Source organism: Aeribacillus pallidus, from assembly GCF_050478865.1.
In the GTDB taxonomy this organism is placed as follows: domain Bacteria; phylum Bacillota; class Bacilli; order Bacillales; family JACDOC01; genus JACDOC01.
The window spans coordinates 1-15903 of record NZ_JBCNBW010000092.1 but is presented as its reverse complement, the minus strand read 5'-3'; the positions used below and the strand labels follow the sequence as shown (position 1 = coordinate 15903).

At 35.9% G+C, this 15903-nt stretch carries 13 protein-coding genes and 1 pseudogene; 2 read left to right on the top strand and 12 right to left on the bottom strand.

Features of this window, described 5'->3' with window-relative positions; all coding sequences use genetic code 11:
• A pseudogene (locus ABES52_RS16715) lies at positions 1-229 on the top strand (hypothetical protein); the annotation flags it as partial.
• A 260-nt stretch (positions 230-489) separates the two neighbouring features.
• Positions 490-882 carry a hypothetical protein gene (locus ABES52_RS16710; RefSeq protein WP_429652449.1) on the top strand — a complete coding sequence of 131 codons (393 nt, stop codon included), beginning with the start codon at positions 490-492 and terminating at the stop codon, positions 880-882.
• A gap of 538 nt (positions 883-1420) precedes the next feature.
• On the opposite strand, the gene ABES52_RS16705 is transcribed toward ABES52_RS16710, so the two are convergent.
• The 12 genes from ABES52_RS16705 to ABES52_RS16650 all read right to left on the bottom strand — a co-directional run bounded on the left by ABES52_RS16705 (position 1421) and on the right by ABES52_RS16650 (position 15411).
• Positions 1421-2545, bottom strand: a complete 1125-nt coding sequence (locus ABES52_RS16705; RefSeq protein WP_429652448.1) for a Ger(x)C family spore germination protein — start codon at positions 2543-2545, stop codon at positions 1421-1423.
• The gene (locus tag ABES52_RS16700; protein WP_429652447.1) at positions 2542-3648 is read right to left on the bottom strand and encodes a GerAB/ArcD/ProY family transporter; all 1107 of its coding nucleotides are present in this window, start codon (positions 3646-3648) and stop codon (positions 2542-2544) included. Before ABES52_RS16700 ends, ABES52_RS16705 begins: the two co-directional genes overlap by 4 nt.
• Before the next feature lie 11 nt (positions 3649-3659).
• Positions 3660-5132: a spore germination protein gene (locus ABES52_RS16695; RefSeq protein ID WP_429652446.1), complete on the bottom strand. Its 1473-nt coding sequence runs from the start codon at positions 5130-5132 to the stop codon at positions 3660-3662.
• Between the two features lie 95 nt (positions 5133-5227).
• Complete coding sequence (locus tag ABES52_RS16690; protein WP_429652445.1) at positions 5228-5695, bottom strand: staygreen family protein; 468 nt, start codon at positions 5693-5695, stop codon at positions 5228-5230.
• A 62-nt stretch (positions 5696-5757) separates the two neighbouring features.
• A complete protein-coding gene (locus tag ABES52_RS16685; RefSeq protein WP_429652444.1) occupies positions 5758-6516 on the bottom strand; it encodes a YybI family spore inner coat protein in 759 nt (252 codons plus the stop codon).
• A 404-nt stretch (positions 6517-6920) separates the two neighbouring features.
• Positions 6921-7745 carry a carbohydrate ABC transporter permease gene (locus ABES52_RS16680; RefSeq protein ID WP_429652443.1) on the bottom strand — a complete coding sequence of 275 codons (825 nt, stop codon included), beginning with the start codon at positions 7743-7745 and terminating at the stop codon, positions 6921-6923.
• Between the two features lie 13 nt (positions 7746-7758).
• A complete protein-coding gene (locus ABES52_RS16675; RefSeq protein ID WP_429652442.1) occupies positions 7759-8655 on the bottom strand; it encodes a carbohydrate ABC transporter permease in 897 nt (298 codons plus the stop codon).
• Positions 8656-8795: 140 nt separating this feature from the next.
• Positions 8796-10046 (bottom strand): ABC transporter substrate-binding protein, encoded by a 1251-nt coding sequence (locus ABES52_RS16670; protein WP_429652441.1) that lies wholly within the window; start codon positions 10044-10046, stop codon positions 8796-8798.
• 46 nt (positions 10047-10092) lie between these two features.
• Complete coding sequence (locus ABES52_RS16665) at positions 10093-12192, bottom strand: amylo-alpha-1,6-glucosidase (protein WP_429652440.1); 2100 nt, start codon at positions 12190-12192, stop codon at positions 10093-10095.
• Between the two features lie 104 nt (positions 12193-12296).
• Entirely contained in the window at positions 12297-13319 is a 1023-nt protein-coding gene (locus ABES52_RS16660) for a LacI family DNA-binding transcriptional regulator (protein WP_429652439.1), read from the bottom strand.
• Positions 13320-13611: 292 nt separating this feature from the next.
• On the bottom strand, positions 13612-13707 hold the full coding sequence (locus ABES52_RS16655) for a putative holin-like toxin (RefSeq protein WP_429652438.1): 96 nt from the start codon (positions 13705-13707) through the stop codon (positions 13612-13614).
• A 276-nt stretch (positions 13708-13983) separates the two neighbouring features.
• Complete coding sequence (locus tag ABES52_RS16650; protein WP_429652450.1) at positions 13984-15411, bottom strand: alanine/glycine:cation symporter family protein; 1428 nt, start codon at positions 15409-15411, stop codon at positions 13984-13986.
• Positions 15412-15903 lie beyond the last annotated feature (492 nt).

Below are 15903 nucleotides of genomic sequence, written 5' to 3'. Positions count from 1 at the left end.
TGCGTATGCCCATGGAAACCCCGTCCGTTATATGGACCCCGAAGGAAACTGGGTATGGCTCGTATTTAATGCTGTCATGGCCACATATGACGGATACCAAGCCTATAAAAAAGCAAATGCAGAAGGGAAGCGTGGATATAAGCTTTGGAGTGCAGTGGCTTGGGCAGTAGCTGGGAATTTTATTAAAATAGGAAAAATAGGGAATTATCTAACCAAAGTAATTAAATGAAAAATACTTAAAGTACATGGTCCAGGAACAAAAGTTATATATACGGAATAAATATTAAAAATGAGATTCACAACACTATACGAAGGCCAGATATAATAATACCTAATTCCGGTGGAAGAGGAGGGATGATTTTTATTAAGAGATATTCCAAGGTTGTTGGATATAACGATAAGGGAATCCTCTATACTCAATTAAAGTAGTTTTAAGCCCTAACGGTAATGTAAAAACTGCTTACCCATATTAAGAGGTGATTGTTAGTTATGGGAATTACTTTTGGGTTACTTAAAGATAGAGGTGACTTAGAATCATCGAATATTTGGGTTATTTTTAACGATAATATCCGTGAGTTTTTGTCGTTAAATAAAAATGTATTTACTGAAAATATAGATATGTTAACTAATCTAGACCCTTATGATAATAAATATTATTACAGTGAGGAAGTATTAGAATTATTTCGTATTTGTGTTGGTTTAATTAAAGACCTATCTGATAAAGACTTAAGACACTTAATTTTAGATTTTAGAAACAAATATGGTCTTTATGAACATGAATTTGATATGAACGATATTTTAGAGTTTGCTATTTCTTTAAAAATGATTTGTGAACTTACAATATTCAATAAGCATAAAATTTTAGTTGCAATCGGGGATTAGCAAAAATAAATTCCATCTAATAATTTAAATAACTGCATATATTTTTCAATTTTATTAAGGTCTGTCTAGGAATTCAGTTTTTACTGTATTTTTAGACAGACTAATTTTATCATTTTATATTCAAGTCTTCATATGATATCACCAAAAAAATGGTTCATCGCAGTTTATTATAGGTGAAATCTGTTAACTCTGATATCACTAATAGGGTGGTAATGGGTAATGACAGATAATGAAATAAAAGCTACATTTATATTTTTTTAAATTTTAGTTGACATAATATATATTATAGGAAGTCGAATAAAAAAAGAAATATTCCGTCTCAAATGTAAAGTATACTTAAAGTTTTGAGACAAAACAAAAAATTGAAATGAATTTTAATCAAAATAAATTCGATTTACTTGTTCGAACTTCGATAACCGCTTGAGCTAGCTTGATTTACAAAATAAATAATCAAATATAAGTTACAAATCACCTCCTAAATATAGTTTAATTTGAGAATATTTTTTGATAATTAAACTTTTTACATCCATTCGTTTCATCAATCCACGGTTCCATATTGTTTAATCGTAACGTTAATGTCGGTATCAATTCTTATTTTTGGATACATTTCATACCATTCTTTTTCTGTCAAGTTAGCGTATTCCCTTTTTGACTTTAATTTTCGACCAAATCCAAACGGATCAGAACCCATTTTTTGTAACTTTGCTAATAATTCATTTAGTTCCTTTTCCATTGCTTTATTGATTTCTTTTTCAAGTTTTTTGATTTTTTTAGCATCTAATGGGATTTCTACTGATATTTCATATATGTTCCCTTTTATATCAAATTCCAAAAGAAAATGGTGTTTATCTAATACTTCAATTTTTGAAAAAGAATCTGACGGTAAAAAGCTTACGCGTATAGTATCGTGGTTATATTTCTTCATCTCTTCTTTATCAACAATTTTTTCGATTGGAATCGCAATGGTTTTCATTCCGTACCCATCATGGCTTACTCGTAAATATTTAATATACATGGTTTCATCTAGACTAATTGTCCCAACGACTTTATCTTTTCTAAACACTGCTGTCTTATCAATGAATGGTGGGTCCCCTTCTTCATATTTAATAACCGGAACAGCAGGATCAATCCCTACTTCGTATAGAATAGACATAAAGTCATGAAGATTTGTATTTGTTAAGGACTCATCTATTCTCATTTTTTCCATCATACGGTATATATATATTCCAACATCTTGAGCATCCTCAAATTCACTAGCATTAATGATGTTTTCTGCTGAATCTTCTGCAATCAACACATGAACTAAGCTCCCAATATTACTATCACGTTGGACCGTATCGAGTAAATACATGAGCCCTTGTTCTTCAGCAAGCTTTTTTTGAAAAAGAATCGCCCGCAATTGACCGGATGAAACATGATGGCTTGTTTTTTTCTCCATTTCTTGCCTGGCATCTTTACTCGTTATTCCTTCTGCTGAAATTACATAATACGATTTTTGCTTATGAGGATCAAACTGGAGAAAAGAAGCAGTTAGAATTACCCCTTCCCCATCTTTTAGATCAAATCCAGAGATCGTCATGATTCCTTGTTTTTCAAGCTGTCGATTAGGCAATGTACAACTTGTTAGAAAAAACAGGCTGAAAACTAATAGGAAGATTTTCAAGTGCTGTCCTCCCCTCTTCGTGTCCTTTTTACATGGATCCAACTCCAAAAAAGGAGAATAATCGGGTAACAAAACCAAAGGTAAAAACCACTCATTCCTACATAGTCAATAAACTGATTATGTTCCGTCCGGTCATTTAAAAATAAACTCATGACAAAAACAATGACACCAATTATCCACACACTATATTTCTGCTTAAATTGAAGAACTTTTTTAATACCTTTAGAAGCAATCCATAAAAAAATAGATAAGTTCGTTAATATGACAAACATCCATAAGGAAATAAACACATATTCAAACCGCTCTATAAATGGTAATTTTACGATACTGATGATATTTAACGCAGCCCAAATCGTCCGTTCAAGCTGCGCGCCGCTAAAATACAGAATAGCTAACAAAGTAAACGCACATACAAAAAATGTTGTAAAACCGTTAGCAAGTAATGAGTACATAAAGATCTTTTGTTTTTCTTTTATATAAGGATAAATAAAATACAGAACTTCAAAGCCAATCATGGTAAAACTTGATCGATATACCCCTCTAGCCAACTCAGGTATAGACGCTTGGAAAATTGGTTTCATACGATCTAAAATGATGTGATCCAGGGCTGGTATCATCGAACATATAATCCATACGGTTATAAAAAATGTGATAAAACATATGCCTGCGATAATACGTATTCCTCCTAATACGGTATATATACTTACTAAAATTAATGCAAGAGCCCATACCCATTCATATAATCCCTCATACCCCCATGTTACTGATATTTCAATATAGCCCATCATGACAGCATAATAACCACCAATAAAATAACAGATGAAAATGACATTTAATAAACGTCCTCCAATTGGCCCTGCTAATTGAAGGTGAATATCAAATAAGTCTTTATTTTGAAAATATCGGCTTGTTTTAGTAATTACATAAACTAATATAGAGATGATCATCCCTGTAATAAGAACGACAAACCAACTGTCTTGTTTCGTTTCTGTATAGAGAATACGTGGAACACCAATAATTCCTATACCCATTTGGGTTGTATGGACAATATAAAAAACTAAAAATGCGTTTATGTGATTGACGGAATGTTTTTTTTTGGCCAAACAGCTCCCTCCTACTCTTCATCAACGTCCCAAGTTCTGTTCATTTTTGACCAGCGATAACGGTCAGATGGTCGATTAGAAATAGCGCGTTTGTAATAATATGGAATCGGTAAACGGAAAAGAAAATATTTCAAATCATCTTTTCGAAATGGATAAAGCGGTGACAAATATGGTCTTCCAAGAGATGTTAATTTCAATAAATGAGTTAATAAAAAAATAAAGCACAACATAATCCCGTTAAATCCCCAAAAACCTGCTGCAATCAAAAATGGAAATCGTAAGATACGGAGCGCTGTCCCCATTTCATAGGTAGGTGACGTAAAGTTGGCTAATGCACTTAATGAGACGACAATAATTAAAATGTTACTTGTTAAACCTGCTTCAACCGTAGCTTGTCCTAAAACAATTCCTCCAACAATCCCCATCGTTTGCCCTACTTTTGATGGAAGTCTTGCACCGGCTTCCCGTAAAAGGTCAATCATCACTTCTAAAAGCAGAGCTTCCAATAAGGGGGGGAAAGGAACGACTACTCTAGATTGGCCAAGGGTAATTAATAAATTAGAAGGAATTACTTCATTATGAAACGTTACTGCTGCCACATAAATGGGGGTAAAAAAAACAGAGATTACCATACCAATAAATCGCATCATACGTAAGCTAGAACTTAAAAACCATCTCATATAAATGTCTTCGGTGGATTCAAAAAAACTTAAGAACGTAGAAGGACAAATGATCGCAGTTGGACTTTGATCAACGATGATGCCAATCCTTCCTGAGCAAATAGAATAAACGAAACGATCAGGTAATTGCGTTAATAAATATTGCGGAAAAATAGATAAAGAATTATCATCAATCATTTGTGCCAATACGGAACTATCCATTACATCTTCAACATGTATGTCTTGTAGCCGTTGCTTTACCGTTTCAACGTTATCTTCATCAGCAATATCTTTAAGATAAACAATCCTTACTTTTCTTTTAGAACGTGTTCCAATCGTAAGTTCCTCTGTAATTAACCGTTCATCACGAATCAATTTTCGAATCATATTTAAGTTCGTATTTAATGATTCAGTAAAAGCAATTTTTGGACCTAATACTAATGATTCGGTTTCTGCTTTTTCTAACGAACGTTCCTTACCATCGGAGATTTCTAGTAATAATCCTTCTTTTGTATTTTTTAAGTAAACATACAAAAAACCTGATAAAAGTAATTCAATAACATTTTCGTTTACTGGTTTTATATCCTTAATTGGTATATGAGTTTGAATATATGAGATATTTATCTGTTCCCGAGAAAGTTTATTAAAAAAAGGGATAATAACTCGTTGCACCGTATCCTCATTAACAATAGGATTCATAAAAATAAGCTGAATGATTTGATCGTCTATTGATATCTCACGACAAATAAGATCAGGAGAATGATTGAGCTTCTGTTGTATGTATTCAAATGATGGAGCTTTTACTGATTTTTTTCTAAAAAACATAGCCATCCCCCTTTATTCACAACTTTAGTATGTTCGTCCAGATGATGAATCTATTCATTTTTCCAAATAAAAAACGTACAGGTCTTCCCTGTACATCAGTCGATTCGTTTTTGTAAATATTGTCTAGGTGTTCCGAGGTAAAGACATTGTTGAAACTGCGGATAAATAGAAATAAATTCAATATATATCGGAACATCTAAAAGCCAAGGATAGTAGGTGTAAAACTTGTTGTCCCCATTGATAATTGCTGCTAAGGCAAGAGGGAGTTCCCGTTTAAAAATGTGGTAGCGAATCATGGAGAGATTTTCATCAAATTCTCCTTCGCTTACATATACTCGTCCGCGTAATTCGTACTCACCACACGTACGGGACCAATAGGCTAACACTTCATTGCGCATTTGTTGGTTAATCGCTTGTTCGTTATATGAAAGACCAATTGTTAAAAAGAGTTGACCAGTTTTATCGGAATGGGTCAACGTATACTTTCGGTCATCTATCGGCCAATGAGGTGTCGCAGGGGGAACAATCGTCGTTGTTAGTTTTTCCGGATGGAATGTTGCCATTGTAAGCCCTCCTTCTCTTTCATAGGTAAAGGCCTACAATAACATATGACACATCAATTCGTTCAGTTCTTCTTTTTTTCATACGAATTAAACGTTACGTCAAGTAACTGCCACTCGTTATTTTCGTAATACCACGTAGATTGGACGGTTCCAATGGCATCGGCGTGGTAGGCTCCGCTTATTTGTTGGTAGCCGCGTAATCCTGGTCCTTCTTTTCCATCAATGCTCTGAACAACTTGGAAATAAGCAATCGGCGGAATCATTAATTCGGTTGGCTCATTTAATTTTCCGTTATAATAAAGACCAAGTCGATCATAATCCTTTTTACGGTCCGTTAAATTGAGATGATAGCTTTCTTTCGTAGCTAGAATCGTAATGACCGCTCGATAATTATCTTGAAAACTTCCTTCCACAACAAGCGTAGGTAATGAGATTTCTTGTTGTTTTTCTTGTTTCAATGAAGAGAGGTTGTACGTATAAAACCCTCCGCTTCCTCCAGTCGCTGAAGATTCAAACAGTTGTGGAACCCCGTTATGAATCAAATCAACAAACTGAATTTCAGGATCATAACCCGGTTCATACTTGATTCGGAACGTTTGACCTGTTGCAGAATCGATTTCTGCCCATACAACTTTCCAAAAAGCAGCATTCGGTTCAAAGCGAATCCCCTTTAGTGTAATTTTATCTTTTTTTCCATCCCCGGTTACATCTTCTTTATACACTTGAATGATCTCTGCATTTTCATATTCTCCGGCATGGATCCCTTGCAGCGGATAGAACAGTGAAAAGATGATGACACTAAACAAAAACCATCGTTTCATCTTAACTACCCCCTCTTTCTTATAGTTTCTTTATCAGTGTTTCCTTTCGATCAAAAGTTATGTAGGTGAAAGAGTACAAGAAACTTTTATGAAATCCTATTATTGCAGTCATTTATCAATAGAAATTTAATAAAATGCGCCTTAATAAGCGACAATATTTAATAAAGCTTCTTTTTGGACGAGTAAAAATGTCGGATTTGCACTAAATAAATTTATGCATGCACCGCTTTCAAATTTTTTGTACTTTATTTAAAAAGTGTTTAAGTACTTTAAACGTTTTTACACTTTCATTTCCTTTTTTGAGCTTAAAAACAGAGGTAAATACCATTATGTGATATTGATCATTTTAAATAAAGATAAAAAAATCCCCTTTCCCAAACGGAAAAGAGGAAAAATTTAAATGCTTATTTTTCACCGGTATATTTAATTCCGTTATTAAAGTATTTATTAAAAAATACATAAAGCAACAATACTGGTAAGGTAAAGATCATAGACGCAGCCATTATATAGTTCCAATAGCTAATATACTGCCCTTTAAATGAGTTCAAACCTAGCGGAAGTGTGAACAACTCTGGGTCAGATAAGACGATGAGCGGACGCATGAAATCGTTCCAAAACGACATAAACACAAAGATGGCTTGAGCAGCTAAAGCTGGTTTGGCCAATGGTAAAACAACTCTAAAAAACGTCCCAACGCGTGATAATCCATCAATGGCAGCCGCTTCTTCTAATTCTTTTGGGAAGTTGACAAAAAACTGGCGCATCATAAAAATAAACGTGGCATTGACCATCGCTGGGACAATCATCCCTTGATAACTGTTCAGCCAGCCTAATTGTTTTAAAATTAAATAGTTTGGAATCATCGTGACTTGGCCAGGAATCATTAACACGGCCAAAATGATTATAAACCACGATTTTTTACCCGGAAACGATAATCTAGCCAGCGCATATCCGGCCATGGAATTAAATAACAAGTTTAAGCACGTCCCGATGACTGCAATGATTAGACTATTTAATAACCAACGTGGGAATAACGGTTGCTCAACAAAGACCGTCATATAGTTTTCCAACGTAAAATTCTTTGGAATAAAGTTGATACTACCGCTCACAATTTCTTCTAATGTTTTAAAAGATGAAGATAACGCCCAAAGAAATGGGATAAGCGTCACAATGGCATATATAACCAGGATGGTATATAAAAATGCTTTTCCTAAACGAAATCCACCCATACTGGTGCCTCCTTTAATACATAGACTCTTCTTTCGAGAGTTTTCGTTGAATGATTGTTGCAATCAAAATAACAATGGCTAATAGCAAAGACAAAGCAGCGGCATATCCCATCGTACCTAAGCTTTTAAAAGCATATTGATATATTAATAAAACCACTGTCAACGTCGAGTTGTTAGGTCCACCGGATCCTCCCGAAAAAATATACGACTGATCAAATAATTGAAACGTTCCGATAATCCCCATAATCACAACAAAGGAAGTCACTGGACGTAAATTTGGTACCGTAATTTTGAAAAACTTTTGAATCGCATTTGCGCCGTCCAGTTCAGCTGCTTCATATAACGATTTCGGAATATCTTGTAAGGCAGCTAAATAAATGACCATGAAAAAAGGGGCTGTTGACCAAGTGTTCATAATCATAATAGCTGTTAATGCTACTTTAGGATCTCCAATCCAGTTGTATGTAGGTAAATGGAAAAATTTCAAAATATGATTGATTAACCCATTCTGGTTATACATCCACATAAAAATGAGCGTAAGTACCGCCGAAGAGGTTAAAGTTGGTAGAAAGTAAACAATGCGGAAAAAGTTTTGAGCTTTTAATCCAGCATTTAAAGTAGCAGCTAAGACAAGTGCAAGAAACGTCTGAGTCGGCACAACGATAATGACATATTTAAAGGTGTTCCATAGAGCAATCCGTGCTCGTTGATCATCAAATATGTTCATAAAGTTGTGAAAACCAACAAATTCATAGCTTACATTCCCTAATAGTTGAACCTTATGAAACGCTAAAAAAATCGCATAAATAATGGGGCCAATAATAAACAATGACAAGACAAAAATAGTTGGTGACATAAAAAAGTACCCTTGACTCGCTTCCCTCACTTTTTTGCTAAATTGACGTTTCATCTTTTGTCATCCCCCTATAAATGGTGTATTTCAATCAATAAGATACTTTCTAAAGATCTATCAATAGATCTTTACAAAACACCTTACTGATTTGAATGGGATGAGAGAAGGGATTTCCCCCTTCTCCCGTAAAAAGCCAATTAATTATTAATTTCTTTATTCGCTTGTTCTTGCGCTGATTTTAAAGCATCTTCTAATGATTGTTCCCCTAAGAACGCACTGATGAATTGGTTATTAAAGTTGTTGACAATAATCGGTAAGTTTGTACCGTTTGACCAAACCGTTGCATAAGGAGCACCTGCTACAAGTGCAGCGCGAAGCTCATCTTTGTCATATCCAAGTTTTTCAGCTACAGATTTACGAGTTGGTAACGCGAAACCTTTACTTGTCCATTTTTCCATTCCTTCTTTACCAGTTAAGTAAGAGATGAGTTCCCAAGCTGCTTCTTTCTTTTCAGAAGCGGCGTTCATGACATATGCAACCGTGAAGGCCATAGTTCCTTTTTTACCATTAATGGTCGGAACTTCAGCTGTTCCATACTCTAAATTCGGGAATGTATTCTCTAAATAAGGAATAGCCCAGTTACCTTCAATGACCATGGCCGCTTTACCTTGACCGAACATTTCACCGCCCCAGTTTGCCCCTACATCTTGTGGACGAGCAGAAGTTTTATCTTTCAAATGTTGGTCAATAATAGGTTGAAGGGCACTTACCACTTCAGGACTAGCGAAGTTTGCTTTGTTATCTTTCACCACTTTTCCACCGGTAGACTCGGCAATGAAGTAAAGTCGAGCAAGTTCTGGAGCAACCCCAAAGCCATAAACATCAGAATCTTTTGTTAACTTTTTCGATACTTCAATCAATTCATCCCATGTTTTTGGAATGTCAACGCCTGCTTCTTCTAACATTTTTTTGTTATAGAATAATGCCAATGTTGAATAGTCTTTCGGGAAACCGTAAGTTTTACCGTCTTTTTGGAACGCTTCTAGCAATGGTTTTTCAAAATCTTCGACATCAAAGTCTTCAGTAACGTATTTATCAAGTGGTTCTAACACTCCTGTTTCAATTAATGCCGGTGCTTCAAATGCATCTAAGTAGAACACATCTGGACCTTCGCCACCAATTAAACGAGTTTTAATCACATCCATGTATTGGTCAGCAATGACTTCATGTTTGACTTTAATGTTTGGGTGTTTGGCTTCAAAGTCGGCTAAAACTTCTTTTAAAAGTTCGGACTCTTCAGGAGATGCTCCCCAACCAGCTAATGTGATTTCAACTGGTTCATCTTTCAACTTTTCACCATTTGTTTCATCAGAAGTAGAACATCCTGTAAAAAAAGCTCCAGACAGCAAAGACACTAAACCGAGTGTAGCTAACCATTTTTTCTTCATAAAATAGTACCCCTTTCATTTATTTTTATTTGAAGAGAAAATTCTCTTACTCCCCAAGCTGACGAATTGAAAAGCCCGTTGTATTTCGTAAAATATTTAGTTCTATACCATCTTTGTTTCGTTTAAGGTGAAGAGAAAGCTTCCCATTACCAATGGAGATATTTTCTACCTTTAATTCATTCATTCCATCTAGAAGCATCGGATTGATAATAATTTCACCAGCTAACGCATTCGGGAACAGTCCAAGTAACGATTGAATAAAAATGAACGGTGTTCCTGCTGCCCACGCTTGTGGGGAACATGCAACCGGATATGGAATAGGTTTACCAACGGATGCGTCATAACCGCAGAATAGTTCAGGCAAACGGTCGTATTCAAAATGTTTTGCTGCTTCAAGTAAACCAGAAATCACTTTTTTAGCTGCCTGTTGTTGGCCTGTTTTCGTTAAACCCAGTAATATCAAGCTGTTGTCATGTGGCCAAATACTACCATCATGATAGCTCATCGGGTTGTATCCGGCTTCTCCTTTACCCATCGTACGAATTCCAAACCCAGAGAACATTTTTTCAGAGCATAACACATTGACAACTTGTTCCACACGATCATTCGGAATAATGCCAGAATAAAGGGTATGCCCTGGATTAGAAGTAATGGTACCTACTTGTTTTTTCTCATGATCAAGTGCAATAGCATAAAATTTGGCCTCTTCCATCCAGAATGCCTCGTTATATTTTGCTTTTAATTCTTCTGCTTCTTTTTGTAAATGCTCAGCTTTTTCCATAAGGCCTTTGGCTTTATAAATTTCAGCTATTCCCATTTTCGCTTGGTATACATAGCCTTGCACTTCGCATAAAGCAATCGGCGTTTTTGCGTAGTCACCATTACGATGTACAATGGAATCTCCAGAATCTTTCCACCCTTGGTTTGCGATTCCTTTCCTGGACTCTTGATGATATTCCACGAATAAATCCCCATCACGGTCACCATATTGATGAATCCAACGTAAAGCGTTTTCAACATTATCTTGTAATTCATCAAATAAGTAGATGTCCCCAGTCCATTTCACGTATTCTGTTAATAAAATTAAGAATAGTGGGGTAGCATCAATCGTTCCATAATAAGGAGTAAACGGAACTTGATTTGTATTGGCTAATTCACCGAAACGAATTTCGTGCATAATTTTTCCGGGTTGTTCGTCACGCCAAGGATCTTCTTTTGTTCCTTGGTAGGCGGCCATTGTTTTTAGCGTTCCTTTTGCCACTTCAGGGTTAAAAGGCAACATTTGTAATGCAGCAATTAAACTATCGCGACCAAAAGGAACTCCAAACCACGGTAGGCCAGCTACTGGGAATTTTCCATGACCTAAGTCTGTTAATAGAACACGTATATCTTTCAAACCACGTTCAACTAAACGTTGCATCCTCTCTACATCTGATGTCACTTTTGTCGTTTGTTCCTGCCATTCTTGATAAGATTGTTCAATTTTGGAAAGGGCTTCATCTTTGTCCACAAATTCTCGCGTTTGTAATTCACCAACATTTGGACAAATCATCAACGTGACTTCATCTTCTTGTTCATGACCGAGTGTAAAATTGAATGTAACCGTCCCTTTTTCAAAACGTTTCGGATTTCGAGACCATTTCACAACAGTCTGGCGGTTCACTTGATCCCGACCTCGGTAGTGAAAAATCATCTCTTGTTCATTAACAATCGTTTCTTCTTTTGTTCCAATTTCTCCGTATTGGAATCCACGAACAATAAACATGTCTGCAAAATCTGCATCCATTTCCACTGAGATGTCAAATGATACCTGCTTTGGATAATAGTTTTTTACTTTAATCGTTTCATAAAGAACTTCATCATAAATGAAACGTTTTCGTTCAATCTCTATTGATTCTCGCCAAAGTTGAATATCTCCATCCATTTCTATATGCGGATTGGTTAGTAGAATAGTAGATACATAGTTGTCTTCTGCATTCGATGTCAGTAAGACCGGCTTCTTTTCATTGATCCATAGCTGAAACTTTGATAAAAATCGAGTATCTTTTGTATATAATCCTAATCCGTATGTATCGGATGCTGAAATATCTCCGCTTTTGTCGGTTAAAAGAAACAAGTCATTTTCTTTGATCACACGATAATCCATGAATGTCACCTTCTTACATGTTGTGTTCAAACATCCAAAACGTTTTGGAAAAAGATAAAAAAATATATCTAACCGCTTTCATTTTTGGTTAGCCTAGATTACTCTCAACTAGAGCAATCTAGGCACTTTGTCGATTCTCTTATGATTAATTGTGTATCTAAAAGCTTTACATAATGTGATGTTTCCTCTTCTAACATTCCTATTAACATGCGAGCTGCTTCTTCCCCTATGCGAAACTTGTCTTGCCGAATCGTTGATAAACTTGGAGTTACATAAGAAGAGAGAAGAATATCATCATACCCTATTACCGATAATTCATCCGGAAGTTGTTTTCCTAAGTCTTTCGCCGCCTGCATCGCTCCAAGTGCCATCAAGTCACTAGCGCAAAACAATGCGGTAATTTCTGGATGTTTACTTAACAAGCGAACGGTTGCCTTATAAGCCCCTTCTTCGGTATACTCACCATTTTCCACATAGGATGAATCAAAAGGTAGGCAAGCTTCTTGAAGCGCTTCTTTATATCCATGTAACCGTTGTTGACTAACAAACGCCTCGTTGTGACCATTAATCATTCCGATTTTACGATGATTGAGAGAAAGTAAGTAGTTGACCGCTTCTTTTGCTCCTTTAATATTATCCGTTGTCACATAACCAACGGTCTTTGATTGAATCGGAATGTCAATTAACACACAGGGAATATCACTTTCGACTACCTCTTGTAAATAGGGGTCGTTTGTTTTAATTCCCATAATGATCACCCCGTCAACCCTTCTTTCCCGACAAAGTTGGGTGTACGTTTTTTCCGATTGCTTCGCAGAAGTCGTATTAAAAACAATTAAATCATAATCCGATTGAGAAACAGCCTCATTAATTCCACATAACACTTCGTATGTAAAATTATCTTTCGTCCCTTCTCGTGATAAATTAGAAACAAGTAGACCAATCGTTTGTGACTTTTTCATCACAAGGCTTCTAGCAATAGAATTCGGACTATAGTTTAGCCGTTTCGCGACTTCAATAATACGTTTTCTCGTCTCGTCACTTACATCGGAATAACCGTTAAGTGCCCTTGAGACAGTAGTGACCGATACATTGGCTTCTTTTGCAATGTCTTTGATTGTTACCATCTATAATCATCTCCAAAACGTTTCGGAAGCTTCTTGATATGAAGTATACACAATTACTAAAGCGCTTTCAATAAATTTTTCAGAATTTAATTTACAAAACTTTATGTGCTATTCCTTTTCCCTTTTATTTCATACATGATTGGTATATAATATAAGTAGCTACATAAAATAAAAAAGGAGTACTGGCGCGAACCAATACTCCTTCATGCACAGCTCCTGCAAGAAGTGCAGTGGCTCAAATGCATAGAGAGTGATAACCTACCCTATTACACTTGGCCGGTGCGAGGGTGGGTTATTTCTTTTTATTTATTGATATCGTGACTAGAATCACTGACACGATTAAAGCTGCAAAGCTAATCATGATGCTTAGTGATTCGTATACAGTCATCAGTGACCACCTCCCTCCTATGAGAGAGTAGCCACCGCCCACCCTGCTATAAAGCTGTACATACCAAAATTATAACATAATATTAGCTTTTTACCTATACTTCCATTTTCTTATGAAAAATATCTTTAAATATGTTTAGTTCAATGCCCCCAATAATGGTGATTTGGTTCTATTATCAAGACATCACACCCCATCCATTCATGTTTCCTCTTAAATCAATCTGCAAAGAACATAATGTAAAAAACCACCTTCTAAATAGAGAAGGTGGCTTCCGTCTTACATTGCTTGTTTCTTTTTACTTGGTGAAACATCCCATGCGTCAATCCCTTTAACATTTGGTAAGGAATCTGCATAGAACACTGGGTCTTTTCCTTTTTTCCGTTGTTCTTCGTAGTCTTTTAATGCAGCAATCGCGACTTTAGACAATAAGGTAATGGCTACTAAGTTGATGATTACCATCAGACCCATAAATAAGTCGGCTAAACTCCACACAAGGTTCAGCTCGGAAACGGCACCGAACATAACCATCGCTACAACCCCAACGCGATAAACGGTCATAGACAGCTTGCTTTTACGAATAAATTCAATGTTCGTTTCCCCGTAATAATAGTTACCCACGATGGAACTGAAAGCGAATAGGAAAATAGCGATAGCGACGAATAAACTAGCCCAAGAACCAACATGCTCAGAAAGTGCGACTTGCGTTAATTGAATACCTGTTAAATCCGGAGTTGTGTACGCACCTGATAAGATAATTAAGAAAGCTGTTGCTGAACAAATAAGGAGCGTATCTGTAAATACTCCAAGTGTTTGTATGAAGCCTTGTTTAACGGGATGGGAGACCGCTGCTGTGGCTGCAGCATTAGGTGCGCTACCCATACCTGCTTCGTTGGAGAATAAGCCCCGCTTAATTCCCATCATGATGGCTGCACCAACACCACCACTAACTACTTCACGAAGACCAAACGCATTTTCAAAAATTAGGCGAATCATGCCAGGGATTTCCGTAACGTTCATTAATAAAACGATAATGGCTAATAGTAAGTATAAAATCGCCATGCCAGGAACAATCACTTGAGTCACCCGAGCAACACGATGGACGCCCCCAAAAATGATAACAGCTGTCAAGATCGCTAGAATCATACCTACAAAAGAACGATTCATTCCAAATGCTTCTTCAAACGCTAAGCTGATTGTATTCGATTGAACGGAGTTAAACACAAGTCCAAAACAGAACGTAATAATAACAGCAAAAATGATTCCTAACCAGCGCATATTTAATCCTTTTTCCATATAATACGCTGGACCACCACGGAATCCATTTTCATCTTTTACTTTATAAATTTGCGCTAGCGTACTTTCAATAAAACTTGAAGCGCCACCGAGTAAAGCGATAAGCCACATCCAAAATACCGCACCAGGACCGCCACCAGCAATCGCTGTAGCTACCCCAGCTAAGTTACCTGTTCCTACACGAGAAGCGGTACTAATCGTAAATGCTTGGAATGAAGAAACCGCTTTACTTCCTTTTGTAGAAATCGTCCCTTTATCAGCAAGTAAGACAATCATTTCTTTAAACCAACGAATTTGAACAAAGCGACTAAATAATGTATAAAACACCCCTAATGAGAGGAGAAGGACAATCAATAGTTTTGCCCATAAAAAGTCACTTGTCACGCCAACGATATCTTGAATGATTTCCATGAAAGACTTTTGGCTCTCCATGTATCTTCCTCCTTTTGTTAATTACTATTCAATGAATAATATTTTGAAAAATACATTTTCTAATCTATCAAATCTAAATACTGGTGGCAAGAAAGAATTTTCCTCACAAAAACGATTGTACGTATTATATGTACACGAATCCCCCTTTTTATCTGCAAATATTTTTGGCGTTAATAAGCATCATAAACGTTAAAGTAATTGATGTTAAAAGATTTATTCATATATCATCATTTTTTAATAAACTGCAAAAAATTTTTTCTGCTAATCTGACTGTACGTCGGGAAATGATATTAAAATATTATTCATAAAATTATTATTTTTCTATAAATCATCCATCTGTTCTCATTCATTTAACGAACTGTACTAATCAAGGGAGTTATTTCTGTAAATAACAACAAATTGAAAGGATTAAATTTGCTATTTACCAATGAAAAAACCACCTACATGTGTATGAACTGCACCCCTTAAAGT